The organism is Mycobacterium haemophilum DSM 44634, assembly GCF_000340435.2.
Classification (GTDB): Bacteria; Actinomycetota; Actinomycetes; order Mycobacteriales; family Mycobacteriaceae; genus Mycobacterium; species Mycobacterium haemophilum.
The window spans coordinates 3,781,674-3,805,176 of record NZ_CP011883.2; the positions used below are offsets into that span (position 1 = coordinate 3,781,674).

The following is a 23,503-nucleotide window of genomic DNA, read 5'->3' on the forward strand; positions in this document are numbered from 1 at the left end:
ACGGTCGAGGCCCTAGATTTCAGGTAGCTTCGCAAGACGCGAGCGGCAAGACGTTAGTGACCACGTTCGAGTTGCGCGCCGCTGCGGTGCCCAGTTGCTCAGCCGGGCTGGCGGTATGGTTCGCTGCTAACCGCAGATCTGTTAGGCGGAGAGGGACCACATGGCAAGTCACGGTCCGATCGGGCAGTCGACGTCGACCAATTCTGGGGAGGACCTCTCATCGGTCCGTAGCGCAGTTCGGGTTGCTTCAGTCGCCGCTCTGGGCGGTCTGCTATTTGGCTACGACAGCGCGGTGATCAACGGCGCGGTGGCAGCCGTTCAGGACGACTTCCACATTGGCAACGCCGTGTTGGGTTTCGCCGTGGCCGCTGCGCTGCTCGGGGCGGCATCCGGGGCGTTGACGGCAGGACGGCTCGCCGACCAGCTCGGCCGGATCGCCGTCATGAAGATCGCCGCGCTGTTGTTTCTGGTCAGCGCGGTCGGCACCGGCCTGGCACCCAATGTCTGGATCGTGGTTGTCTTCAGGATCATCGGTGGGATCGGCGTTGGGGTGGCGTCGGTGATCGCGCCCGCCTATATCGCGGAGACGTCGCCGCCGCTTATCCGCGGGCGCCTGGGCTCGCTGCAGCAGCTCGCCATCGTGTCGGGCATCTTCTTGTCACTGGCGGCCGACTGGCTGCTGGCGCACTTGGCCGGCGGCTCGCGTGAGCATCTGTGGCTGGGTCTGCAGGCCTGGCGATGGATGTTCATCGTGATGGCGGTGCCCGCCGCCGCCTACGGCGCGCTGGCCTATACGGTCCCGGAGTCTCCCCGTTATCTTGTTGCGACACATCGGATTCCAGAGGCTCGCCGGGTGCTCACGTTATTGTTGGGACAGCGGCAACTGGATTTGGTGGTCGCGCGGATCCAGGAGTCGCTGCGGGCCGAAAAGCCGCCGTCTTGGCGGGATCTACGTAAACCGACCGGCGGGCTGTACGGCATCGTGTGGGTGGGCTTTGGATTGTCGATCTTTCAACAGTTCGTCGGCATCAACGTCATCTTCTATTACTCCAACGTGCTGTGGGAAGCGGTCGGGTTCACCGAAAGCTCATCGTTCACGATCACCGTCATCACCTCGGTGACGAACATCCTGACAACACTGATCGCGATCGCGCTGATCGACAAAATCGGCCGCAAACCACTGCTGCTGATTGGGTCCGCGGGCATGTCCGTCACGCTCGCCACGATGGCGGTGATTTTTGGGGCCGCAAGGTTGATTGACGGCAAGCCGCACCTCGAGGGTGCCGCCGGCCCAGTCGCGCTGATCGCGGCCAACCTCTTTGTGGTCGCGTTCGGCATGTCGTGGGGACCGGTCGTGTGGGTGCTGCTCGGTGAGATGTTCCCGAACCGAATCCGTGCCGCCGCGCTGGGCGTGGCCGCGGCCGGGCAGTGGGCGGCCAACTGGTTCATCACCGTGACCTTCCCGGCGTTGCGCAACGTGCTGGGCTTCGCGTACGGGTTCTACGCACTGTGCGCGATCCTGTCACTGTTGTTTGTCTGGCGCTGCGTCGCCGAGACCAAGGGCAAACAGCTGGAAGACATGCACCCAGAGGCCTGGCACTCGGGAAAGCTATTACAGCCAGGTGTCGTTGGTGGTGGCGGTGAGGAATGCCTCTAGGTCATCGCGCCAGTGAGCCGGTGTGGTCTTGTCCGGTTCGATGCCGGTGTAGTCGCCGCGATAGAACAGCAGCGGCCGCGGCTTGACCTTGGGAACCTCCGACAATGATGCAACCGCGCCAAACACCACGAAATGATCGCCGCCGTCGTGCACCGACGCCACCGTGCAGTCGATGTAGGCCAGTGATCCGTCAATAATCGGCGAACCGAGTTGCGAAGGGCGCCAACCGATACCGGCGAATTTGTCGGGATCCTTCGATCCGAATCGCGCTGAAATGTGCTTCTGTTTTTCGGCCAATACATTTACGCAGAACCGGCCGCTGGCCGCAATCGCCCGCCAGGACCGCGACACCTTGGTCGGGCAAAACAACACCAGCGGCGGGTCCAGTGACAACGCTGCGAATGACTGGCACGCAAAGCCGCTCGGGATCTCGTCGTGCACGGTGGTGATGATGGTGATCCCGGTGCAGAACTGACCCAGCACCTGCCGGAAAGTCTGGGGATCGATCGGCGTCGACATCAGTGCGCTAGCCGCGGGCGCCGACCGTGAAGTCGTGACCCCACAGGCTGACGGCGGTGCTTTCCCGGGCGATCCAATCGTGATCGTCGACTTTCCTTCCTTCACAACCAAATTCGACATCGAACCCGCCGGGTGTCTTCATGTAGAAGGACAGCATCAGGTCGTTGACATGACGGCCCAGCGTGGCCGACATCGGCACCTTGCGACGCAGCGCCCGGTCCAGGCATAGACCCACGTCGTCGGCGCACTCAACCTCGACCATCAGGTGCACAATGCCACTAGGTGTCGGCATCGGCAGGAAGGCCAGACTGTGGTGACGCGGGTTGCAGCCAAAGAAGCGCAGCCAAGTGGGGGCTCCGTCAGCGGGCCGCCCAACAAACTGCGGCGGTAGCCGCATCGAGTCACGCAGCTTGAAGCCCAGCACATCCCGGTAGAAGTGCAACGCCTCGGCGTCGTCACGGGTAGACAACACCACGTGGCCCAGGCCCTGCTCAGCGGTGACGAACCGGTGCCCGTACGGGCTGACCACCCGGCGATGCTCTAGGGCGGCGCCGTGAAAAACCTCAAGACAGTTGCCTGACGGGTCGCAGAACCGGATCATCTCGTCCACTCGGCGGTCTGCCAATTCCGCGGCGGTGGCCTCTTTGTACGGCGCGCCTTCCACATCGAGACGATTCCGGATCTCTTGCAGGCCTTCGGCATTCGCGCACTCCCAGCCGACTTCGGTGAGCCGGTCCTGCTCGCCGGGCACGATCACCAACCGGGCCGGAAAATCGTCCATCCGCAGATACAGCGCGCCCTCGGTGCTGCCCTTACCTTCAACCATGCCGAGGACTTTCAGGCCGAATTCACGCCAGGCCGACACATCGGTGGCCACGATGCGCAGGTAGCCGAGCGACCGGATACTCATCGCGCGCCTCCCAGGAAATCAATAGTCAAGTTGTTGAATTCGTCAAACTTCTCCACCTGTGCCCAGTGCCCACACTGCCCGAAGACGTGCAGCTGCGCACGCGGAATGGTCTTCAGCGCGACCAGCGCGCCGTCCAGTGGGTTGACGCGATCTTCGCGACCCCAGATCAGCAGCACCGGCTGACGCAGCCGATACACTTCTCGCCACATCATGCCAAGCTCAAAGTCTGCTCCGGCGAACGACTTTCCCATCGCTCGTGTCGCCGCCAACGATTCAGGCGTGCTGGCCAACGCGAATCGCTGATCCACCAACTCCGCGGTGATCAGGTTCTTGTCGTACACCATGACACGCAGGAACGCCTCGAGATTCTCTCGAGTGGGCTCGATGGAGAACTTCGAGAGTCGTTTGACGCCCTCGGTCGGGTCGGGCGCAAACAGGTTGATGCTCAGCCCGCCGGGACCCATCAGCACCAGTCGCCCAGCCCGGTCGGGGTAGTCGAGCGCAAACCGCACCGCGGTGCCCCCACCCAGCGAGTTGCCCACCAGCGGAACACGCCCCAAATTCAGCTGGTCGAAGAGCCCGTTGAGCGCGGTCGCGGCAAAGCGGTTGAACTGTCCATGCTCGGCGCGCTTGTCAGAGTGGCCGTAGCCGGGCTGGTCGACGGCCAGCACATGGAAGTGCTGCGCCAGCACCGCGATGTTGCGCGAGAAGTTCGTCCAGCTCGATGCGCCGGGACCGCCGCCGTGCAGCAGCACCACGGTCTGGTCGTTGCCGACGCCGGCTTCGTGGTAGTGCAGCTTTAGCGGCCCGCCTTCTACCTGGACCTCCGCGAAGCGCGAAGTGGATTCGAAGGTCAATTCCTCAGTGGCGGTCATGGCTTCAGGCCTCGCCGATCAAACCATCGTGTCGCCGGGCGGCAACCCGAACTCGTTGTTCCCGAAGATCACGTAGGCACGTTCGGGATCGTTGGCAGCGTGCACCCGGCCGGCGTGCGCGTCGCGCCAGAACCGTTGAATCGGGGCGTCATTGGACAGCGCGGTGGCACCGGAAGCCTCGAACAGCCGGTCGATCGAGGCGATCGACCGGCCAGTGGCACGCACCTGGTCGCGACGTGCGCGGGCACGTAACTCGAAGGGAATCTCCTTGCCGGCGGCCAACAATGCGTACTCGTCCCCGACATTGCCGATCAGCTGACGCCACGCAGCGTCGATATCGCTAGCAGCCTCAGCGATGCGGACCTTGGCGAACGGGTCATCCTTGGACTTCTCTCCCGCGAACGCTGCACGCACCCGCTTGCCCTGATGCTCCACATGCGCAGCATACGCGCCGTAAGCCATACCCACGATCGGCGCCGAGATTGTGGTGGGATGCATTGTTCCCCAAGGCATTTTGTATACAGGAGCGGTGTTCGTCTGGTATCCGGCAGCGGTACCATCGTTCATCGCCTTGTAGGACAGGAACCGGTGCCGGGGCACGAAGACGTCTTTGACCACCAGCGTATTGCTACCGGTGCCGCGCAAACCGACCACATACCAGGTGTCGTCGATTTCGTATTCGGTGCGCGGGATCAAGAAGCTGCCGAAGTCCACCGGCCGACCGTCCTTAATGACCGGGCCACCCACGAACGTCCAGCTGGCATGATCACAGCCCGACGACCAGTTCCACGAGCCGCTAACCCGGTAGCCGCCCTCGACCACGACACCGGCACCCATTGGCGCATACGACGACGAGATCCGCGTTTTCGAGTCCTCGCCCCAGACCTCCTCCTGAGCCCGCTGGTCAAACAGCGCCAGATGCCAGTTGTGCACACCGACGATCGAGCTCACCCAGCCGGTAGAACCACATGCGCTGGCAAGCCGCCGCGTCGCCTCGTAGAACAGCGTCGGATCGCACTGCAGACCGCCCCACTGCTCGGGCTGTAAGAGGGTGAAGAAGCCGACGTCGTCGAGGGCCTTGACGGTCTCGTCCGGCAGCCGCCGCAGATCCTCGGTCGCCTGGGCGCGCTCACGAATCTGCGGAAGCAGATCATCGATGGCGGCCAAGACTGACTGCGCATCACGCTGTTGAATGGACGTCACTTACGTTTGCCTCCCGGGAGTGCGGACTAAGACGACCTGCCGACCCCTGGTGGAGCAAAGTAGGGGCCGGGCAATGGGACCTGACGAAAACCTAGAGAAAGACTAGAACACGTTCCGATTTGTGTCGAGCAGGGTGTTCCTGCGGCTGGTAGCGACACGAATCCCGTTTTCTGTAACATGTTCTAGTTAGCCGGTAGAGAGGGCTGGTAGTGACCGAGACAATTCCGGACGAACCGCTCGGCAACCACGTCCTGGAACTTCAGATCGCCGAGGTCGTCGCCGAGACCGCCGACGCACGGTCGCTGGTGTTCACGGCGCCGGAGGGACCAGACGACCAAGTAATCCCGCCGGACCGGCTGCGCTATGCGCCCGGCCAGTTTCTGACACTGCGCATCCCCAGTGAACGTACCGGCTCGGTGGCGCGCTGCTACTCATTGTGTAGCTCGCCGTTCACCGACGACGCACTCACTGTCACGGTGAAACGCACCGCGGACGGATACGCGTCCAACTGGTTATGCGACCACGCGCAGGCGGGCATGCGCATCCACGTGCTGGCTCCATCGGGCAATTTTGTGCCCAAGACGCTCGACAGCGATTTTCTCTTGATGGCCGCCGGCAGTGGGATCACCCCGATCATGTCGATCTGCAAGTCGGCGCTCGCCGAGGGCAGCGGGCAGGTAACCCTGCTCTACGCCAACCGCGACGACCGCTCAGTGATCTTCGGAGACGCGCTGCGTGAATTGGCCGTCAAGTATCCCGATCGGCTGACGGTCATGCACTGGCTGGAATCGCTACAGGGACTGCCGAGCGCCGTTGCGCTAGCGAAACTGGCCGCGCCCTACGCCGACCGACCGGCATTTATTTGTGGGCCCGGTCCATACATGCAGGCGGCCCGAGACGCCCTGGCAATGCTGAAAGTGCCTGCCCAGAAAGTGCACATCGAGGTGTTCAAGTCGCTGGATTCAGACCCGTTCGCGGCGGTGAAAATCGAGGACACCGCCGACGAGCCGCCCGCCACCGCGGTGGTACAGCTAGACGGTCAAACCCACACCGTGTCGTGGCCGCGCCAGGCCAAGCTGCTCGATGTCCTGCTCGCGAAAGGTCTCAACGCACCATTCTCGTGCCGGGAGGGCCACTGCGGTGCGTGTGCCTGCACCCTGCGCAGTGGCAAAGTGAGCATGGAAGTCAACGACGTGCTCGAGCAGCAGGACCTCGACGACGGACTCATCCTGGCTTGTCAGTCGCACCCGGAATCCGAGTCGGTGGAGGTGACCTACGACGAGTAGTCGCCGGGAACCGAAGGGAAGCGACATGAAGCGGCTGGTAAAGGGCCTCGCGGTGGTCGGGCTGCTGTTGACATTCGCGCCCGCGCCGATCTCCGCGGCGGCCAGCAACACCGCCACCACCGTGTTCCCGGTTGACGGCGTGACCGAGCTGGAAACGCACGTTGTGGTCGATTGCCACAAAGCAACCGGCAGTTGCGACTTCACTGCCGGGGCGCAGCTGCGTACACCCGACGGTGTGACCGGATTTCCCCCGGGTCTGTGGGCCCGCCAAACCACCGAGATCCGGTCGTCAAACCGGTTGGCCTACTTGGACACCCACGCCACCAGCCCGTTCGAGAGAATCATGAAAGCAGGTGGGTCCGACGTGATCACCACCATCTACTTTGGCGAAGGCCCGCCGGATAAGTACCAGATCACCGGCGTCATCGACTCGACCGATTGGTCGACGGGCCAACCGAAGACGGACTCGAACGTCATCGTCTGCACCCACATCCAGGTGGTCTACCCCGGGGTCAATCTCACCTCCCCCAGCACCTGCGCGCAAACGACATTTTCGTAGCGGTGCTTCTGCTTACGACACGATCGTCGCCGAGATTGCGCCCACGGTCGTGCTCGTCGTAAATCCACAGCCACAGCGGCAATCTCGCCGTCAAAGACTAACGCGGCAAACCAAGCAGCCGCTCGGCGGCCACCGTGAGCAAAATCTGCTCGGTGCCTCCGGCGATGGTCAGGCACCGGGTGTTCAGGAAGTCGTGCACGGCGCGATTCTCCACCAGGCCGCCGCCCTCGGACATGTCCATCATGTATTCGGCCAGCGCCTGCCGGTAACGGACCCCGATGAGTTTGCGCACGCTGGATTGCGCCCCCGGATCCTGGCCGCCGACGGCGAGCTGCGCGATGCGCTGGTCCAGCAGCGCGCCGGTCGCAGCGGCGACGATCAACCACCCCAGCCGGTCTTGCTGAGCCACATCGCTATCGGTTTCCGCCAGCACCTCGAGTAGCTCTTCCATCGGGTTGCCCAGCGTGGTCCCGGTGGCCATCGCGACCCGTTCGTTCGCCAACGTGGTGCGGGCCAGCCGCCAGCCGTCGTTCACGGCGCCAACGACCATCTCATCGGGGACAAACACGTTGTCCAAGAAGACTTCGTTGAACAACGCATCGCCGGTGATCTCGCGCAACGGCCGGATCTCAATTCCGGCGGCGGCCATATCCACCAGGAAGTAGGTGATGCCCTTGTGCTTCGGGGCATCCGGATCGGTGCGAGCCAGGCACACACCCCACTTCGCCAGGTGCGCCTTGGATGTCCACACCTTCTGGCCGGTCAGCAGCCAGCCGCCATCTGTCCGGACCGCCTTGGTGCGCAACGACGCCAAGTCGGAGCCGGCCTCAGGTTCGGAAAACAGCTGGCACCAAAGGAATTCACCGCGCATGGTGGCCGGCACAAAGCGCTGCACCTGTTCGGGTGTGCCGTGCTCCAGAATGGTCGGCGCCGCCCACCAACCGATCACCAAGTCCGGCCGCACGACGCCGGCCGCCGACATCTCCTGGTCGATCAGCAGCTGCTCGGCCGGCGAGGCTCCGCGTCCATAGGGTGCCGGCCAGTGCGGCGCCAGCAGCCCGGCATCGGCGAGGCCCACTTGCCGCTTGCCTTGAGGCAGCGCGGCGACCTGGGCAACGGCCGCGGCGATGTCGGCTCGCATGCCGGCAACCTCTTTCAGGCCAGTGACGTCCAAGCCCAGGCGACGACGGACACCGGCCTGGGTCAACGCGGCAACGCGGCGCAACCAACGCTCAGCGCCGCCCAGGAACCGCCCGATGCTATGGGCCCTACGCAGGTACAAATGCGCGTCGTGCTCCCAGGTACAGCCGATCCCGCCGAGCACCTGGATGCAGTCTTTGACATTGGCCTTCGCCGCGGCGATACCGACACCCGCGGCCAACGCCGCCGCAATGGACAACTGGGAGTGATCGGAATCTGCAGCGGCCCGGGCGGCGTCGGCGGCGGCTACTTCGGCTTGCTCAGCGCGACACAGCATCTCCGCACACAGGTGCTTGATGGCCTGGAAACTGCCGATCGGCTTGCCGAATTGTTCGCGCACCTTGGCATAGCCAACCGCGGTGTCCAGGGCCCATCGGGTCACGCCGGCCGCCTCAGCCGCGAGCACCGTCGCGGCCAGCTCGGTCATTCGGTCCCGCGACACCGCCACCACGGTGGCCGGTGCTGACGTCAGCACCACCCGGGCCAAAGGCTGGGAAAAGTCGGTGGCGCCTAACGGCTGCACCGCGACGCCCTCGCTGCCGGTGTCGACCAGTACCCAGGTCCCGGCAGCGGGCAGCAGCAGTATTCCGCCGTCGGCGGCGCCCAGCACCATCTCGACGGTGCCCGAGGCTCGCGAAGTCGCGTCGTCGAAGTGCACATCACCCTCGAGCGCCACCCCAGCGAAGCGCTCACCCGAGGCGAGCGCGGACAGCACTTCTGAATCACCGACCACCAACGTGGCCAACGCGGTGGTGGCGACCGGCCCGGGCACCAGCGCCTTGGCCGCCTCCTCGATCATCGCGCACAGATCCTCGATGCTGCCGCCGGCCCCGCCGCAGTCCTCACCAACGGCGACACCGAACAGTCCTAGGTCGGCGAGGCCCGCGAACACCGGCCGCCAGGCGTCGGCATTGCCCTGCTCGACCTCACGGACCGCTACAGTCCCGCCCGGTCCCGAAGTCGCGTTGCGGGCCCAGTCGCGCACCAACGCACGGGCGGCAAACTGTTCATCGGTAACTGTCGCTACCACCGGTGGTCCTCCGCGTCATGAACTCGACTGGTCGTCGGTGATTCCAATCGCACTAGAACGTGTTCTAATAGTGCCAGCGATCAAGCGTCAAGTCGAACATCATTACAGCAGCACACGCGGTTGTCCCTGCTTCGGGGAGGTGCGAAATTCACACTCGGCATGCGTATCGTTTGCAAACGAACCGCCTGGAAGAGGAGCAGCCTGTCAGATGTCGCCAGCGAACACGACCCCGGCCCACGTCGCTGACTCACAGCCGCGCGAGGTCATGAACGTGGCGGTGCTGGCTGAGTCCGAACTTGGTTCGGAGGCGCAGCGGGAACGACGCAAACGCATCTTGGACGCCACCATGGCGATCGCGTCGAAAGGCGGCTACGAGGCGGTGCAGATGCGCGCCGTGGCGGACCGGGCCGATGTGGCCGTTGGGACGCTGTATCGCTACTTCCCGTCGAAGGTGCACCTGCTGGTGTCGGCGTTGGGCCGCGAATTTGGCCGCATCGACGCCAAGACCGATCGCTCCTCGGTGTCCGGCAACAGCCCGTATCAGCGGCTGAACTTCATGGTGAGCAAGCTCAACCGCGCGATGCAGCGCAATCCGCTGCTCACCGAGGCGATGACGCGTGCCTACGTCTTCGCCGACGCCTCCGCGGCCAGCGAGGTCGACCACGTCGAGAAGCTCATCGATTCCATGTTCGCGCGCGCGATGGCCGACGGCGAACCGACAGAAGACCAATACCACATCGCCCGGGTGATCTCGGACGTGTGGCTGTCGAACCTGCTGGCATGGCTGACCCGGCGGGCCTCGGCAACCGACGTCAGCAAGCGACTGGACCTGGCCGTGCAGCTGCTGATCGGCGACCAAGAGTCGAGCCCAGCCTAAGCAGGCGGGCCGGCGGTGCGCCCCCGAATCAGCTCGGTGTCCAGTAGCTCGACAACCGGCAGGCCCGGCGTGCCTGTCCGTGGTGGCTTCAGCAGAAGTTCGCCTGCCCGGCGGCCCTTCTGCAGGCTTGGCTGCGCCACCGTGGTCAGGCCACGACTGATCGCCTCGGGCACACCATCAAAACCGGTCACGCTCATCTGACCGGGCACGTAAATGCCTTGTGCCCGAAGGTAATCCATGGCTGACAGGGCCAATATGTCCGCGGTACACATCAGTGCGGTAATCCGCGGATTGGCCTGGAGGGCCACCTTGGCCGCGGCGCCACCCGACGTCGGCAGGTGTTCATAGCTCTCCACCACGGTCAGCGAATCCGGCGCGACACCGGCGGCTGTCATTGCTTCCCAGACACCGATAATGCGCTCGCGTTGCACGTCAAAGGTCGGCGACTGGAGCCGGTCGGCGTCCACCAGGTCTTGTCGGCGGTCCCGGCCCAGCCTCATGGTCAGCAGCCCGATCTCGCGATGCCCCAGTCCGAGCACATAGTCAGCGAGTTCGCGCATCGCGGCCCGGTCGTCGATACCCACCCGGGACACGCCCGACAGGCCTTTGGGCTGGTCAACCACAACAACGGGCAGGCGCCGCTGAAGAACGACCTGCAGGTAGGGATCGCCGTCGCAAACCGAATACACCACGAAGCCATCCACCCCGGCCGCAAGCACACCGGCTGTCCCGTCCTGCAGACTGCGGCCGGGTCCGACCGCCACCAGCAAGAGCCCCTGCCCTAGCTCTTCGCAGGATTGCGCTACCCCGGCAACGAAATCGCGTGCTGCCGGGTCACTGAAGAAATAGGTCAGTGGTTCGGCCATGACCAAGCCAACCGCGCCGGCCTTACGAGTCCGCAACGATCGGGCGACCGGATCGGGTCCGGCGTAACCGAGCCGCTTGGCTGTGGCCAACACCCGTTCGCGCAGGTCAGCCGAGAGCTGATCGGGACGGTTGAACGCATTCGAAATTGTGGTGCGCGAAACCTTGAGTTCCGCCGCCAACGACGCCAGAGTCGCACGCCGACGTGGTGTGGGACTCACGTTCGGTGAGGCTACCGCGGATTCTCTCCAGTGCCTACGCGTGTCCGATCAAACTACGATTTGTTGAAAACGATTTTCATTAGTATTATGTGGCGGCTGGCCGGCCGGCGAGAGGAAAGTCGAGCGTGCGAATAGCCCCAATGGGTCTGACGGCTATCGTCTGGTGCCTGATCGGCTCAACCACGCTGACCGGCTGCGGCGCCCTTGGTTCAGGGCACCCGCGCGCGGCAGCCGTGGTGGCATCCACCGATGTGTGGGGCAGTGTGGCGCGGGCTGTCGCAGGCGGCCATGTCACCGTGACCTCCATCGTGACCGGCGCCCAAACCGATCCGCACGCGTATCACGCCAGTCCCGCTGACGCTGCCGCGATCACCGATGCCGCATTGGTGGTCTACAACGGCGGCGGTTACGACCCATGGGTCGACACGGTGCTGGCCGGCCGTCCGGGTATCCAATCGGTGGATGCTTACTCGCTTCTGGCTAGCAGGGCTGCCACCACCGACAGGCCGCCCGACGAACACGTCTTCTACGACCTGAGCATCGCCAAGTCGGTCGCCGCCCTGGTCGCCGACCGGCTGGTGACCATCGATCCGGACAATGCCGCGGACTACCAGGCCAACGCCGCCGAATTCTGCCGCGGCGCCGACGCGATCGCCATCTCCGAACACGCCATTGCCAGCGATTACCCCGCCGCCGGGGTCATCGTGACCGAGCCGGTGGTGCACTACCTGCTGCAGGCATCCGGCCTGGTCAATCGCACGCCGCCGGCCTTTACCGCAGCCCACGAGAACGAGAGCGATCCGTCGCCAGCCGACATGGCGGCCGTCCTCGACCTGATTAACCACCGTCAAGTCTCGGCGCTGCTGGTCAATCCGCAGACGTCGAGCGCCGCAACCACTGGCCTGCAGGCTGCGGCCCGACGGTCGGGTGTGCCGGTAACCGAAGTGACCGAGACGTTGCCGAGCGGCACCGATTATCTGACCTGGCAACGCAACACGGTTGATCAGCTGCTCATTGCGCTGCGGTCGAACCGGCCATCCCGATGATCCCGAAAATTACTGCCGTGGCGGTTGAAGATCTCGAAGCGGTCTCGCAACGACCGCGGTCCGCGGATAACGCTGCCCACACGATCTCGCTGAGCGACGCGCGGCTGGCGTTCGGCGATCGTGTGCTGTGGGATCACCTCAACCTGTCGGTGTCGGCAGGCGAGTTCATCGCGGTGCTGGGCCCCAACGGCACCGGTAAGACGTCGTTACTCAAGGTGCTGCTCGGACAACTGGCGCTCAGTGCCGGCGTTGCGCGGGTGGAGGGCAAGCGGATCACCGCCGGCAGTCCACGCATCGGCTACGTGCCGCAACACCGCCCCATCGACCGTGAAGTGCTGCTGCGCGGTCGTGACCTGGTTCGACTGGGCATCGACGGACGCCGCTGGGGCGCCATGCCACTGCGGTCCGCCGATCGGGCTCGCCGGCGCGAGGCCGTATGCACGGCGCTGCGGCAAGTCAACGGCGAGCAGCTGGCCGATGTCCGGGTCGGGGTGATGTCGGGCGGCGAGTTGCAGCGCGTCCGCATCGCTTCGGCGCTGGTCAGCGACCCGACGCTGCTGCTGTGCGACGAACCGTTGCTGACCTTGGACCCGGCCAACGCCAAGCTGGTGTCGGCGTTGATCGACCGTCGCCGCCGGGAAGCCGGCACCACGGTGCTCGTCGTCACCCATGAGGTCAACCCGATCCTGCCGTATGTGGACCGGGTGCTCTATCTGGTCGACGGCCGATTCCTGATCGGCACTGTCGAACAGGTGATGACCACCGAGACACTGTCAGCGCTTTACCAGGCAGACATCCAGGTGGTGAAGGTCAAGGATCGTTACGTCGTGGTTGGCGAGCCCTGATGAACGATCGGCTCGCCCACATGTGGAACCATCTGTTCTCCTTCGACATCACTGCGCATTTGCTCAGTCACGACTTCGTCCAGCAGGCGCTGCTGGCGGCGGCGCTGCTGGGGTTGGTGGCCGGGCTGATCGGGCCGTTTATCGTGATGCGCCAAATGTCGTTCGCCGTGCACGGTTCCAGCGAACTGTCGCTGACCGGAGCCGCATTCGCGCTTCTGGTCGGGTTTGAGGTGGGCGTGGGCGCCCTAGTCGGCAGCGCTTTGGCGGCAGCGCTGTTCGGCATCCTTGGTCGGCGAGCCCGAGAGCGGGATTCGGTGATCGGGGTCGTGCTGGCGTTCGGGCTGGGGTTAGCGGTGCTGTTCATCCATCTCTACCCCGGACGGACCGGGACCAGTTTCGCGTTGCTGACCGGCCAGATCGTCGGCGTGGGCTACTCCGGGCTGGCCATGCTGGCGCTCGTTTGCCTGCTTGTCATCGCGGTGTTGACGATGTGCTACCGACCACTGTTGTTCGCGACGGTCGATCCGGACGTCGCGGCCGCGCGTGGCGTCCCCGTTCGCGCGCTGGGCATCGTATTTGCCGCGTTGGTCGGTGTGGTGGCCGCGCAAGCCGTGCAGGTTGTCGGGGCGTTGTTGGTGATGTCGCTACTGATCACGCCGGCGGCCGCGGCCGCCCGGGTCGTCGCCTCGCCGATCGCGGCAATGGTGGCCGCTGTGGTCTTCGCCGAGGTCTCTGCAGTCGGGGGTGTGGTGCTGTCGTTGGCGCCCGGTGTGCCGGTGTCGGTGTTCGTCGCGACCATCTCGTTTTTGATCTACCTATTTTGCTGGCTACTCGGGCGACGTGAAGTATTGGGGTGAGGTCTGCGCATAAGCTTGTCCACCATAATGACCGAATCGGTGGGACAGCACGGGTGTTCCGGCTCGCGCACAGCTCTGGGGAGGCGCAGTGCGTGAGCAAATTGCAGGCGTTGTGCTGGCCGGCGTGTGCACACTCACCGTGGCCTGCAGCACCACGGTTAACGGAAAGGCCGTAGCCGCCGACAATGCCGGACCGGCGTCACCGAATGCGGTAACGGTTTCGGCGCTTAACGGGCTACTGCTCGACGTCAGCCAGATCAATAGCGCGTTGAGCGCGACATCGATGAAGGTGTGGTTCAACGCCACGGGAATGTGGGACTGGAGCGCCAGCGTGAGTGACACGACTTGCCTACCAATAGATGGGCCCGCACAAGCCAAGGTCTATGCGGACACTGGGTGGATCGGTGTCCGCGGCCAACGCCTCGACGACAGCATCGACGACTCCATGAAGCGCAACCACTACGCCATTCAGGCTGTGGTCGGGTTCCCGTCGGCGCAGGACGCGTCCGCGTTTTACGATGCCTCGACACAAAGCTGGCCCACCTGCTCGAGGCGCCGGTATTCCGATAGCAACCCCGGTGCGCCGGACACCGTGTGGACGGTAGCTGGGGTGACCAACGCCAACGGCATGCTCGGCACCTCGCAGGCTCAAGAAGGCGGCGACGGATGGATCTGCCAGCGTGCGCTGACCGTGCGCAACAATGTCGCCATCGACATCGTGACGTGCGGCTACAGCCAAACGGGTCCGGTGGCGATCGACATCGCTTCCCAGATCGCCGCCAAGGTGCCTAAGCAGTAGCCATGAGCTAAGCAATGCGACGGGCACCTCGATGGCCGTCCACATCCCGCAATGAGTTTGCTGCGGGGCCAGCTCCTAAGCTAGCCGCATGGCCGGTATCGACCTCAACGCCGACTTGGGCGAAGGCTTCGGCGTTTGGCGGCTCGGCGATGATGACGCCATGCTGCGGATCGTCACTAGCGCCAACGTGGCGTGCGCATCGGAGCGCAGGTGAGCTATCGCGACCTGGCCGGGTTCGGGCGGCGCTTCATCGACGTTGCCGCCGTCGCTGCGGCGACACAGCTGGTGGATGCGACGCCGCCGGTGCTGGGCTTGGCGGGTTCGGCCTTTTTCGATGAGGCCGCGCGCCTTGGCTTACGCACGGTGGCGGAGGCGTTCGCCGATCGCGCCTACCGGCCGGACGGCCAGCTGGTTTCTCGGCACGCACCCGGCGCGGTGTTGCACGATCCGGCGGTGGTAGCGCAGCGGGTGGTGACCATGGTGGCCACCGGCCAGGTCACCGCGGTCGACGGCACGCAGCTGGCTGTCATCGTGGAATCGGTTTGTTTGCATGGCGATTCGCCCGACGCGGTGCAGATGGCGGCTGCGGTGCGTGATCAGCTCAACGCCGCCGATGTCGATATCAGGGCGTTCTGCTGATGAGATTGAGACTCGGTCGTCCCGACATCGCGCGGTATTCGAATCGGTTCACCGTTGCTGCCGCCAAACCTGATGCACCGCTTACGGTGACATGGATGGGTGTGGCGACGCTGCTGCTCGACGACGGGTCGTCCGCGTTGCTGACCGACGGCTACTTTTCCCGGCCCAGCCTCGCGCGACTGGCGATCCGCAAGGTGTCGTCGTCGCCGCAGCGCGTGGACGGCTGTCTTGCCCGGGCCAAGATATCCCAGCTTGCGGCTGTCATTCCGGTGCACACGCACATCGACCATGTGCTGGACTCCGCGCTGGTCGCCGACCGCACCGGCGCCCAGCTGGTGGGGGGCGAGTCGGCGGCCCAGGTCGGGCGCGGATACGGGCTGCCCGAGAGCCGTCTTGTCGTCGCGGCCCCCGGTGACCCAATTCCATTGGGCGCCTACGACGTCACGCTGGTGGCGTCACACCACTGCCCACCCGACCGGTTTCCGGGTGTGATCAGCGCACCGCTGACACCACCGGTGCGGGCGTCGGCCTACCGCTGCGGCGAGGCGTGGTCGACGCTGGTGCACCACCGACCATCGGGCCGGCGGCTATTGATCCAGGGCAGCGCCGGTTTCGTCAAGGGTGCACTGACCGGCTACCGGGCCGATGCCGTCTATCTCAGTGTTGGCCAACTGGGCCTGCAGCCGCGGTCATACCTGCACGATTACTGGACCGAAACCGTGCGCACCGTAGGTGCGCGCCGAGTGATCCTGATCCACTGGGACGATTTCTTCCGCCCGCTGTCAAAGCCCTTGCGGGCCTTGCCATATGCGAGCGATGACTTAGACGTGTCGGTGCGGATTCTCGACGAGATGGCGGCCGCCGACGGGGTCACACTGCAGCTGCCGACGGTGTTTCGGCGCGAGGATCCCTGGATCTAAACGTTGACGCTGACCGTTGCGCTGTTGCTGCTGGCTGTTGTCCTCGGGTTCGCGGTTGCCCGGCCGCGGGGTTGGCCAGAGGCGCTGGCTGCGGTTCCGGCAGCTGTCATTCTGATAGCGATCGGCGCGGTTTCGGTCCATCAAGCGGCCGTGCAGGTTGCCGGACTTGCCCGGGTGGTCGCATTCTTAGGCGCGGTGTTGGTGCTGGCCAAACTGTGCGACGACGAAGGCTTGTTCGAGGCCGCAGGCGCGGCAATGGCGCGCGTTCGCGTCGGGTCACACGGCCTGCTGCAGCATGTGTTCGTCATTGCCGCCACCATCACCGCCGCGCTCAGCTTGGACGCCACGGTGGTCTTGTTGACCCCGGTGGTGCTGGCGACCGTGCGCCGACTGCGAACCCCGATGCGGCCATATGCCTACACCACCGCCCATCTGGCCAACGCCGCCTCGCTGCTGCTTCCGGTGTCGAATCTGACCAACCTGCTGGCTTTCCATCTCGCGAACATTTCATTCACCAAATTCACCTTGCTGATGGCGGTGCCGTGGCTGACCGCGGTGGCCGCGGTGTACCTAGTCTTTCGCTGGTTTTTCGCCGACGATCTGCGCGTACCGCCCGACCCGGAACACGTGAGGCCCGCGCCGCGGCCTCCGGTGTTTGTCTTGGCGGTGGTGGCGCTCACGCTTGCCGGGTTCGCGGTCTCGGAATCGGTGGGGGTGGCCCCGGCCTGGATTGCGTTGGCCGGCGCCTCGGTGTTGGCGCTTCGCAGCCTGCACCGTCGCCACACGTCGGTGGCCCAGATCGCGCGTTCGGTGAACCTGTCGTTCCTGGTGTTCGTGCTGGCGCTGGGCGTCGTGGTGCAGGCGGTCATGGTCAACGGAATGAACAGCGCCATGTCCGCGCTGCTGCCGTCCGGTTGCGGGCTGCCGGCATTGCTCGTGATCGCCGCGGTGGCCGCGGTGTTGGCCAACGTCGTCAACAATCTGCCCGCGACGCTGGTGTTGTTGCCGCTGGCCGCGGTCAGCGGGCCGATACCCATCCTGGCGGTGCTGATCGGGGTCAACATCGGGCCCAACCTGACCTATGTCGGTTCACTGTCCAACCTGCTGTGGCGCGGCGTGCTGCGCCAGCAGAATGTCCAAGCCAGCGTCGGCGAATACACCCGTCTCGGGCTGTGTACCGTGCCGGCGGCCCTGGTGGTCGCGGTGCTCGCGCTGTGGGCCAGCGCGCGGCTACTTGGCCTCTAGTAGGCCCTCGGCAGCGGTAAACCAAGCTCGGCCAGCACGCAGCGCAGCAGCGTCGGGTAGTCGGAGATGACGCCGTCAACGCCGTAGGCAATCTGCTCGCGCATGACCATCCCGTCGTTAACAGTCCATGGAATGACCCTGAGCCCCAACCAGTGTGCTCGATCGACAAACGGTTTGCCGGCAACCAACGTGTACCTAGGCGAGAGAACGCTTGCGCCGACCATCATCGCGCCGACCATCGGGTCGCCGACCACAGCCGGATTGATACCGGCCAACCACGGCGAATCCGGTACCCAGGTCTGCTCATCCCACACGGCCACCAATGGTATCGACGACTCGGCCTGACGCACCATCAGCAGCGTTCGCCAGTCGAAGCTTTGAATTTCCACCCGGTCGAGCTTGCCCGCGGACCGGACCACGGCCAGTATCACGTCGACAAATTCTTGCGGGTCGGCCGACCTGCTCGGCTCATCGGCCGCCACCTTAGTTTCGATGTTGTAACGCACCGAAGCTCGGTATGAGTCAGCGAGCGCGAAGACTTCCGACAGAGTCGCTATCTTGTTGCCCCGCACCATTTCTGACCGAGGGAACTCGGCGAGCGGCCGGTCACAGTTCAGCGTGGCGATCTGCACCAAGGTTAACTCGTGCACAAGCTTGCCGACGTAGGGATACTGCGGGTCGCGGACGAACGCCGGCCCGGTGTCAGAACATTTTTCGGCCTCGATCGTTGGGTCGTGCCACACCAGCGGTTCCCGATCCTTGGTGATGACGATGTCGAGTTCCAATGTGCTGACACCGAGTTCGAGCGCCTTGGCGAATGCCCGCAACGATTCCTCTGTTGTCTCGCCGCGGCCGCCGCGGTGGGCCTGCAGGTCGAAACCGGACGGTTGCGCGTATGCCGTCGCTAACGGTGCGAAAAGCATGACCGCCAGCATCAGCAGGACGGCGGCAAGACGCGCTGTCAATGCGTTAACGCCTGCGCTGACGGGCGATTTCGGCAAGCACCACCCCGGCAGCCACGGAGGCATTCAGCGATTCGGTATGACCGGCCATCGGTATGGACACCACCTCATCGCAGTTCTGCCGCACCAGCCGCGACAGGCCCTTGCCTTCCGAACCAACGACTACTACCAGCGGGTCAGTGCCGTCCAGGTCGTCGAGCGCGGTGTCACCGTCGGCGTCCAGTCCGATCACCCGCAGGCCTTGATCGGCCCAGACCTTAAGCGCTCTAGTTAGATTGGTGGCCCGCGCCACCGGGATCCGCGCCGCGGCGCCGGCGCTGGTGCGCCACGCGACCGCGGTGACCGAGGCGGAACGCCGCTGTGGTACCAACACGCCATGGCCGCCGAATGCCGCTACCGATCGCACGATTGCACCGAGATTACGGGGGTCGGAGATGTTATCCAGCGCGACCAACAACGCCGGTGGCGAGTCGGTAGCGGCTGCTAGCAGATCATCGGGGTGGGCGTAGCGGTACGGCGGTACCTGTAGCGCGATGCCCTGATGCAGGTGGTTGTTAGTCATCCGGTCCAGGTCGGTGCGCGGTACCTCGAGGATCGCGATGCCCACATCGGCTGCTCTCGCAACGGATTCGGTGAGCCGCTCGTCGGCTTCGGTACCGAGCGCAACGTAGAGCGCCGTCGCCGGGACGCCGGCCCGCAGACATTCCAGCACCGGGTTGCGCCCAAGCACCGTTTCTGTCTCGTCAGTTCGTTTGACCGGCCGGCGCGGCGAGGATTGAGCCCGCTTGGCGGCGGGATGGTTGGGGCGCAGATGCGCCGGCGGTGTGGGACCACGCCCCTCCAAGGCGCGGCGACGCTGGCCGCCCGAGCCAACGACTGCCCCCTTCTTGGTGCCGGATTTGCGGATAGCCCCTCGGCGACGTGAGTTACCGGGCATCGACTTGCTTGTCGCCCGCCAGCAGCTCCCACTGCGGCCCGTCGGCGGTATCGGTGACCTCGATACCGGCGTTCTTAAGTCGATCGCGGATCTGATCGGCAAGCGCCCAGTTGCGCTGCGCGCGTGCGGTCTGCCGACTTTCTAGCTCAGCGGCCACCAGCACGTCGACGGCCGCTAGCGCCGCCGACGTCTCATCGCGGGATTCCCAACGTTCGTCGAGCGGATCGCAACCCAAGATGCCCATCATCGCTCGGATCGCGGCGGCGTTCGTCAACGCACCTTCGTGGTCACCGGCGTCGAGCGCCCGGTTACCTTCCGCGCGAGCATGGTGCACCTCGGCCAGCGCGATCGGCACCGCCAGATCGTCGTCGAGTGCTGCGGCGAACCGCGGGGTCGGTTCGCCGGTGCCAACGGCACCAACCCGGGTACGCACCCGATGCAGGAAATCCTCCACTCCGACATAGGCATTGACCGCGTCCTGCAGCGCGGTCTCGGAGAATTCCAGCATCGACCGGTAGTGGGCGCTGCCAAGGTAGTAACGCAGTTCGGCCGGCCGAACCCGCTGCAGCATCGCCGGGATGGACAACACGTTGCCCAGCGACTTACTCATCTTCTCCCCGCCCATCGTCACCCAGCCGTTGTGCAGCCAGTAACGGGCGAAGCCATCCCCGGCGGCACGGCTCTGCGCGATTTCATTTTCGTGATGCGGGAACACTAAATCCATTCCGCCGCAATGGATGTCGAATTCCGGCCCGAGATATTCGTGTGCCATCGCCACGCACTCCGAATGCCAGCCTGGACGTCCGCGGCCCCACGGCGTAGGCCACGACGGCTCGCCGGGCTTGGCGCCCTTCCACAGCGTGAAGTCGCGCTGGTCGCGTTTGCCGGTGGCCACGCCTTCGCCCTGGTGGACGTCCTCGATCTTGTGCCCGGACAGGGCGCCGTATTCGGGGTAGCTGAGCACGTCGAAGTAGACGTCCCCGCCGCCGGTATACGCGTGGCCGTTATCGATCAGACGCTGGATCAGTTCGACGATCTGGGTGATGTGCCCGGTGGCGCGGGGCTCTGCTGACGGCGGCATGACGTCCAAGGCGTCGTAGGCGGCGCTAAACGCGCGCTCGTAGGTGGCGGCCCACTCCCACCACGGGCGGCCCGCCGCGGCGGCCTTGTTGAGGATCTTGTCGTCGATGTCGGTGACGTTGCGGATGAACGCGACGTCGTAGCCGCGCGCGATAAGCCAACGGCGCAGGATGTCAAAGGCCACCCCGCTGCGGACATGCCCGATGTGCGGCTGTCCTTGAACGGTGGCACCACACAGGTAGATCGAGACGTGCCCGGCTCGCAGCGGAACGAAATCGCGCACGGCACCAGCCGCCGTGTCGTGGAGCCGCAAGCGGGCGCGATCGGTCACGGCGTGCCAGCTTACCTGCTGGTTCCGTTTTGCCCGATTCTCAGCGCACGGCTGTCAGAGCTGGACCACCAACGCCGTCGCGATGGCGGCCAAGCCCTCGCCGCGCCCGGTCAAGCCAAGTCCATCGGTGGTCGTCGCCGCCACTGATACCGGCGCCCGCAGCAGCGCCGACAGCAACCGTTGCGCCTCGGCACGGCGCGGACCGATCTTCGGTCGGTTGCCGATCACTTGAACGGACGCGTTGACGACCGCATAGCCCTGTCGCAGTAACAAGTCAACGACATGACCCAGCATGTCAGCGCCGCTGACGCGTTCCCAACGCGGATCGTCAATCCCGAACAGGCCGCCAATATCGCCCTGCCCTGCGGCCGACAACACGGCATCGCACAACGCATGCACCGCCACGTCACCGTCGGAGTGCCCGGCGCAGCCGTCGACGTCGGGGAACAGCAGCCCCACCAACCAACACGGCCGCCCCGGTTCAAACGCGTGGACATCGAAACCCAAACCGACCCGTGGCAGGCCACTCACTGGCGCAGAATCTCTGTCGCCAACAGCAGATCCAACTGGGTGGTGATCTTGAACGCCAGCGGGTCGCCGGCGACCACCTGAACCTGGCCACCGAGATGTTCGACGAGGGAAGCATCGTCGGTGAAATCGATGGCAGCAAGATGGGGGCCGCGCTGATACGCGCGCAATAGCAGCTCGGTAGCAAACCCCTGCGGGGTCTGCACCGCCCGCAGGCCGGCCCGCGCCGGAGTGCCGAGAACCATTCCGTTGGCGTCCACGGCCTTAATGGTGTCAGACAGTGGCAGCGCCGGAACGACCGCGGTATGACCGGCGCGCAGCGCATCGACCACCCGCACGATTAACCGTGCTGGTGCCAGCGCCCGCGCGGCGTCGTGCACCAAGACGAACTCGGGTGCGCTCACCGCCGGAGGCCCGGGGAGAGCCGCAAGGGCCTGGCGCACCGATTCGGTGCGGTCGACGCCGCCAGCCACAACCGTGACTAGCTGTTGAGGCAACGCCCGCTGGGTCTGGTCAATGCGATCAGCGGGTACCGCGACCACAACATGGTCAACAACGCCAGATTCCAGCAATCCAGCGACGGCACGTTCGACAAGCGTGCGCCCGTCAAGTTCACAGAATGCCTTCGGGACGCCCGCCGCTAACCGCTCCCCCGACCCGGCGGCCGGGACCACTGCGGCTACGGTGCCCGTTGCCCCGACCACCCCCAAGCCTCAGGGCATTCAGGAAGCGGCGGCCAAAACCTCGTCGAGGATGGTCTCCGCCTTGGCATCGTCGGTGCTCTCTGCCAGCGCCAACTCGCCGACCAAAATCTGGCGGGCCTTAGCCAGCATGCGCTTCTCGCCGGCGGACAGGCCGCGCTCCTGGTCGCGTCGCCACAGGTCGCGTACTACCTCGGCCACCTTGTTGACATCACCGGAGGCGAGTTTCTCGAGATTAGCCTTATACCGGCGCGACCAGTTAGTCGGCTCTTCGGTATGGGGGGCCCGCAACACCTGGAAAACCTTGTCAAGACCCTCTTGCCCGACGACGTCGCGGACACCGACGTACTCGGCGTTTTCGGCGGGGACTCGAACGGTCAGGTCTCCCTGCGCCACTTTCAAGACGAGATACTCTTTTTGCTCCCCTTTGATGGTTCGGGTTTCGATCGCCTCGACTAAAGCGGCACCGTGGTGCGGGTAGACAACGGTGTCGCCGACCTTGAAGATCATCTGATTCGAGCCCCTTTCGTTACTTCATCCTAACACGGCGACCCGACAGGCGCGCACAACGGTGCAGGTCAGGGGGTACAACACCGGCAGATTAGGGGTTGACAGGCAGGGCAAGACGTGCAATGCACCGCACTACCAACATTGTCTCGTAACAGCGTAGCCGCACTTGAAAGGTCACTATCGGCGACCCCGCGGGGGCCCAAACCAAGGCCCCGCAACGCTGGTCTCGCGTCCTGGGCTACCGTCTACCGTCGACAGCACGTTCCTAAAACTACTATGCATAGTTGAGCCGCTGTCCTAATGCCTTGACCAGTATCCCAGCAGGAGGCAGTCAGTGAACCGCTTCAAGATCCGCCTTCCCGCGCTGGCTACCCGGGTTACCGTCCTAGGCCTTTTGGCCGTGATGGCCACGGTGCTCAGCGGTTGCGGAGCAGGCCAGATCTCGCAGACCGCGACTCAGGAGCCGGCCGTCAACGGCAACCGGGTCACGCTCAACAATCTGGCGTTGCGCGACATCCGCATCCAAGCCGCGCAGACCGGTGACTTCATCCAACCGGGCCGAACGGTGGACCTGGTGCTGGTGGCCGTCAACGAGTCTGCGGATGTCGCGGATCGGCTGGTGTCCGTCAACAGTGACATCGGCACGGTGGCGCTGAGCGGCGATACTCGGCTGCCCGCCAACGGGATGCTGTTCATCGGTACGCCCGAAGGCCAGCGGGTGGCGCCGGGCCCCCTCGAATCCAACAATGCCGCGAAGGCGGTCATCACCTTGGCCAAGCCCATCACCAACGGCCTCACCTACAACTTCACCTTCAATTTCGAGAAAGCTGGACAAGCCAGCGTGACGGTGCCGATATCGGCCGGGCTCACACCACCGCAGGCCTAACCGCACTGCTTGTCAT

The 23,503-nt window shown here is 64.9% G+C and carries 23 protein-coding genes and 1 pseudogene; 12 read left to right on the top strand and 12 right to left on the bottom strand.

Annotation, left to right across the window (positions count from 1 at the left end; genetic code table 11):
• Positions 1-160 precede the first annotated feature (160 nt).
• The gene (locus B586_RS17770) at positions 161-1,657 is read left to right on the top strand and encodes a sugar porter family MFS transporter (RefSeq protein WP_047316890.1); all 1,497 of its coding nucleotides are present in this window, start codon (positions 161-163) and stop codon (positions 1,655-1,657) included.
• Here B586_RS17770 and hsaB read toward each other — a convergent pair.
• From hsaB to hsaA, 4 genes are read right to left on the bottom strand one after another with little or no spacing between them, the layout of a single operon-like run.
• Complete coding sequence (gene hsaB, locus B586_RS17775) at positions 1,613-2,176, bottom strand: 3-hydroxy-9,10-secoandrosta-1,3,5(10)-triene-9,17-dione monooxygenase reductase subunit (RefSeq protein ID WP_054879237.1); 564 nt, start codon at positions 2,174-2,176, stop codon at positions 1,613-1,615. The two genes, B586_RS17770 and hsaB, sit on opposite strands and share 45 nt — an antisense overlap.
• Positions 2,177-2,183: 7 nt before the next feature.
• Positions 2,184-3,086, bottom strand: coding sequence for an iron-dependent extradiol dioxygenase HsaC (gene hsaC, locus B586_RS17780; protein ID WP_054879236.1), 903 nt, complete (start codon positions 3,084-3,086; stop codon positions 2,184-2,186).
• Entirely contained in the window at positions 3,083-3,961 is an 879-nt protein-coding gene (gene hsaD, locus B586_RS17785) for a 4,5:9,10-diseco-3-hydroxy-5,9,17-trioxoandrosta-1(10),2-diene-4-oate hydrolase (protein WP_047316887.1), read from the bottom strand. The genes hsaC and hsaD overlap by 4 nt, the downstream gene beginning before the upstream one ends.
• 18 nt (positions 3,962-3,979) lie before the next feature.
• Positions 3,980-5,164 carry a 3-hydroxy-9,10-secoandrosta-1,3,5(10)-triene-9,17-dione monooxygenase oxygenase subunit gene (hsaA, locus tag B586_RS17790; protein ID WP_047316886.1) on the bottom strand — a complete coding sequence of 395 codons (1,185 nt, stop codon included), beginning with the start codon at positions 5,162-5,164 and terminating at the stop codon, positions 3,980-3,982.
• A gap of 209 nt (positions 5,165-5,373) precedes the next feature.
• Between hsaA and B586_RS17795 the strand changes: the two genes are divergently transcribed.
• Complete coding sequence (locus tag B586_RS17795) at positions 5,374-6,450, top strand: ferredoxin--NADP reductase (protein WP_054879235.1); 1,077 nt, start codon at positions 5,374-5,376, stop codon at positions 6,448-6,450.
• A gap of 25 nt (positions 6,451-6,475) precedes the next feature.
• A complete protein-coding gene (locus B586_RS17800) occupies positions 6,476-7,009 on the top strand; it encodes a hypothetical protein (RefSeq protein WP_047316884.1) in 534 nt (177 codons plus the stop codon).
• A gap of 97 nt (positions 7,010-7,106) precedes the next feature.
• Here the strand turns inward: B586_RS17800 and B586_RS17805 are convergent, their stop codons facing one another.
• The gene (locus B586_RS17805) at positions 7,107-9,239 is read right to left on the bottom strand and encodes an acyl-CoA dehydrogenase family protein (RefSeq protein ID WP_054879234.1); all 2,133 of its coding nucleotides are present in this window, start codon (positions 9,237-9,239) and stop codon (positions 7,107-7,109) included.
• A gap of 271 nt (positions 9,240-9,510) precedes the next feature.
• Here B586_RS17805 and kstR point away from each other — a divergent pair, with 271 nt between their 5' ends.
• The gene (kstR, locus tag B586_RS17810; protein ID WP_168162600.1) at positions 9,511-10,116 is read left to right on the top strand and encodes a cholesterol catabolism transcriptional regulator KstR; all 606 of its coding nucleotides are present in this window, start codon (positions 9,511-9,513) and stop codon (positions 10,114-10,116) included.
• Here the strand turns inward: kstR and B586_RS17815 are convergent.
• Complete coding sequence (locus B586_RS17815; protein WP_054879233.1) at positions 10,113-11,201, bottom strand: LacI family DNA-binding transcriptional regulator; 1,089 nt, start codon at positions 11,199-11,201, stop codon at positions 10,113-10,115. The two genes, kstR and B586_RS17815, sit on opposite strands and share 4 nt — an antisense overlap.
• A 140-nt stretch (positions 11,202-11,341) precedes the next feature.
• On the opposite strand from B586_RS17815, the gene B586_RS17820 reads away from it, so the two are divergent.
• The 7 genes and pseudogenes from B586_RS17820 (at position 11,342) to B586_RS17850 (ending at position 17,552) form a co-directional block, all read left to right on the top strand.
• Positions 11,342-12,247: a metal ABC transporter solute-binding protein gene (locus tag B586_RS17820; RefSeq protein WP_047316715.1), complete on the top strand. Its 906-nt coding sequence runs from the start codon at positions 11,342-11,344 to the stop codon at positions 12,245-12,247.
• 17 nt (positions 12,248-12,264) lie between these two features.
• Complete coding sequence (locus tag B586_RS17825) at positions 12,265-13,092, top strand: metal ABC transporter ATP-binding protein (RefSeq protein WP_047316733.1); 828 nt, start codon at positions 12,265-12,267, stop codon at positions 13,090-13,092.
• Positions 13,092-13,949 (top strand): metal ABC transporter permease, encoded by an 858-nt coding sequence (locus B586_RS17830; RefSeq protein WP_047316716.1) that lies wholly within the window; start codon positions 13,092-13,094, stop codon positions 13,947-13,949. The genes B586_RS17825 and B586_RS17830 overlap by 1 nt, the downstream gene beginning before the upstream one ends.
• An 88-nt stretch (positions 13,950-14,037) precedes the next feature.
• Positions 14,038-14,748, top strand: coding sequence for a sensor domain-containing protein (locus B586_RS17835; RefSeq protein WP_054879232.1), 711 nt, complete (start codon positions 14,038-14,040; stop codon positions 14,746-14,748).
• An 88-nt stretch (positions 14,749-14,836) separates the two neighbouring features.
• Positions 14,837-15,387, top strand: a pseudogene (locus tag B586_RS17840) (LamB/YcsF family protein).
• Complete coding sequence (locus tag B586_RS17845; RefSeq protein ID WP_054879231.1) at positions 15,387-16,307, top strand: MBL fold metallo-hydrolase; 921 nt, start codon at positions 15,387-15,389, stop codon at positions 16,305-16,307. Before B586_RS17840 ends, B586_RS17845 begins: the two are co-directional and overlap by 1 nt.
• Positions 16,308-16,310: 3 nt before the next feature.
• Positions 16,311-17,552: an SLC13 family permease gene (locus B586_RS17850; RefSeq protein ID WP_054879230.1), complete on the top strand. Its 1,242-nt coding sequence runs from the start codon at positions 16,311-16,313 to the stop codon at positions 17,550-17,552.
• Here the strand turns inward: B586_RS17850 and B586_RS17855 are convergent.
• From B586_RS17855 to carD, 6 genes are read right to left on the bottom strand one after another with little or no spacing between them, the layout of a single operon-like run.
• Complete coding sequence (locus B586_RS17855; RefSeq protein WP_082607690.1) at positions 17,549-18,517, bottom strand: glycerophosphodiester phosphodiesterase family protein; 969 nt, start codon at positions 18,515-18,517, stop codon at positions 17,549-17,551. The two genes, B586_RS17850 and B586_RS17855, sit on opposite strands and share 4 nt — an antisense overlap.
• A gap of 4 nt (positions 18,518-18,521) precedes the next feature.
• A complete protein-coding gene (gene rlmB / locus B586_RS17860; RefSeq protein WP_047316721.1) occupies positions 18,522-19,451 on the bottom strand; it encodes a 23S rRNA (guanosine(2251)-2'-O)-methyltransferase RlmB in 930 nt (309 codons plus the stop codon).
• Positions 19,441-20,862: a cysteine--tRNA ligase gene (cysS, locus tag B586_RS17865; protein WP_047316722.1), complete on the bottom strand. Its 1,422-nt coding sequence runs from the start codon at positions 20,860-20,862 to the stop codon at positions 19,441-19,443. The genes rlmB and cysS overlap by 11 nt, the downstream gene beginning before the upstream one ends.
• Before the next feature lie 54 nt (positions 20,863-20,916).
• Complete coding sequence (gene ispF / locus B586_RS17870; RefSeq protein ID WP_047316723.1) at positions 20,917-21,393, bottom strand: 2-C-methyl-D-erythritol 2,4-cyclodiphosphate synthase; 477 nt, start codon at positions 21,391-21,393, stop codon at positions 20,917-20,919.
• On the bottom strand, positions 21,390-22,094 hold the full coding sequence (ispD, locus tag B586_RS17875) for a 2-C-methyl-D-erythritol 4-phosphate cytidylyltransferase (RefSeq protein WP_047316724.1): 705 nt from the start codon (positions 22,092-22,094) through the stop codon (positions 21,390-21,392). Before ispD ends, ispF begins: the two co-directional genes overlap by 4 nt.
• An 18-nt stretch (positions 22,095-22,112) precedes the next feature.
• Positions 22,113-22,601 carry an RNA polymerase-binding transcription factor CarD gene (carD, locus tag B586_RS17880; protein WP_003419482.1) on the bottom strand — a complete coding sequence of 163 codons (489 nt, stop codon included), beginning with the start codon at positions 22,599-22,601 and terminating at the stop codon, positions 22,113-22,115.
• 334 nt (positions 22,602-22,935) lie between these two features.
• Here carD and B586_RS17885 point away from each other — a divergent pair, with 334 nt between their 5' ends.
• A complete protein-coding gene (locus tag B586_RS17885; RefSeq protein ID WP_054879228.1) occupies positions 22,936-23,487 on the top strand; it encodes a copper chaperone PCu(A)C domain-containing protein in 552 nt (183 codons plus the stop codon).
• Positions 23,488-23,503 lie beyond the last annotated feature (16 nt).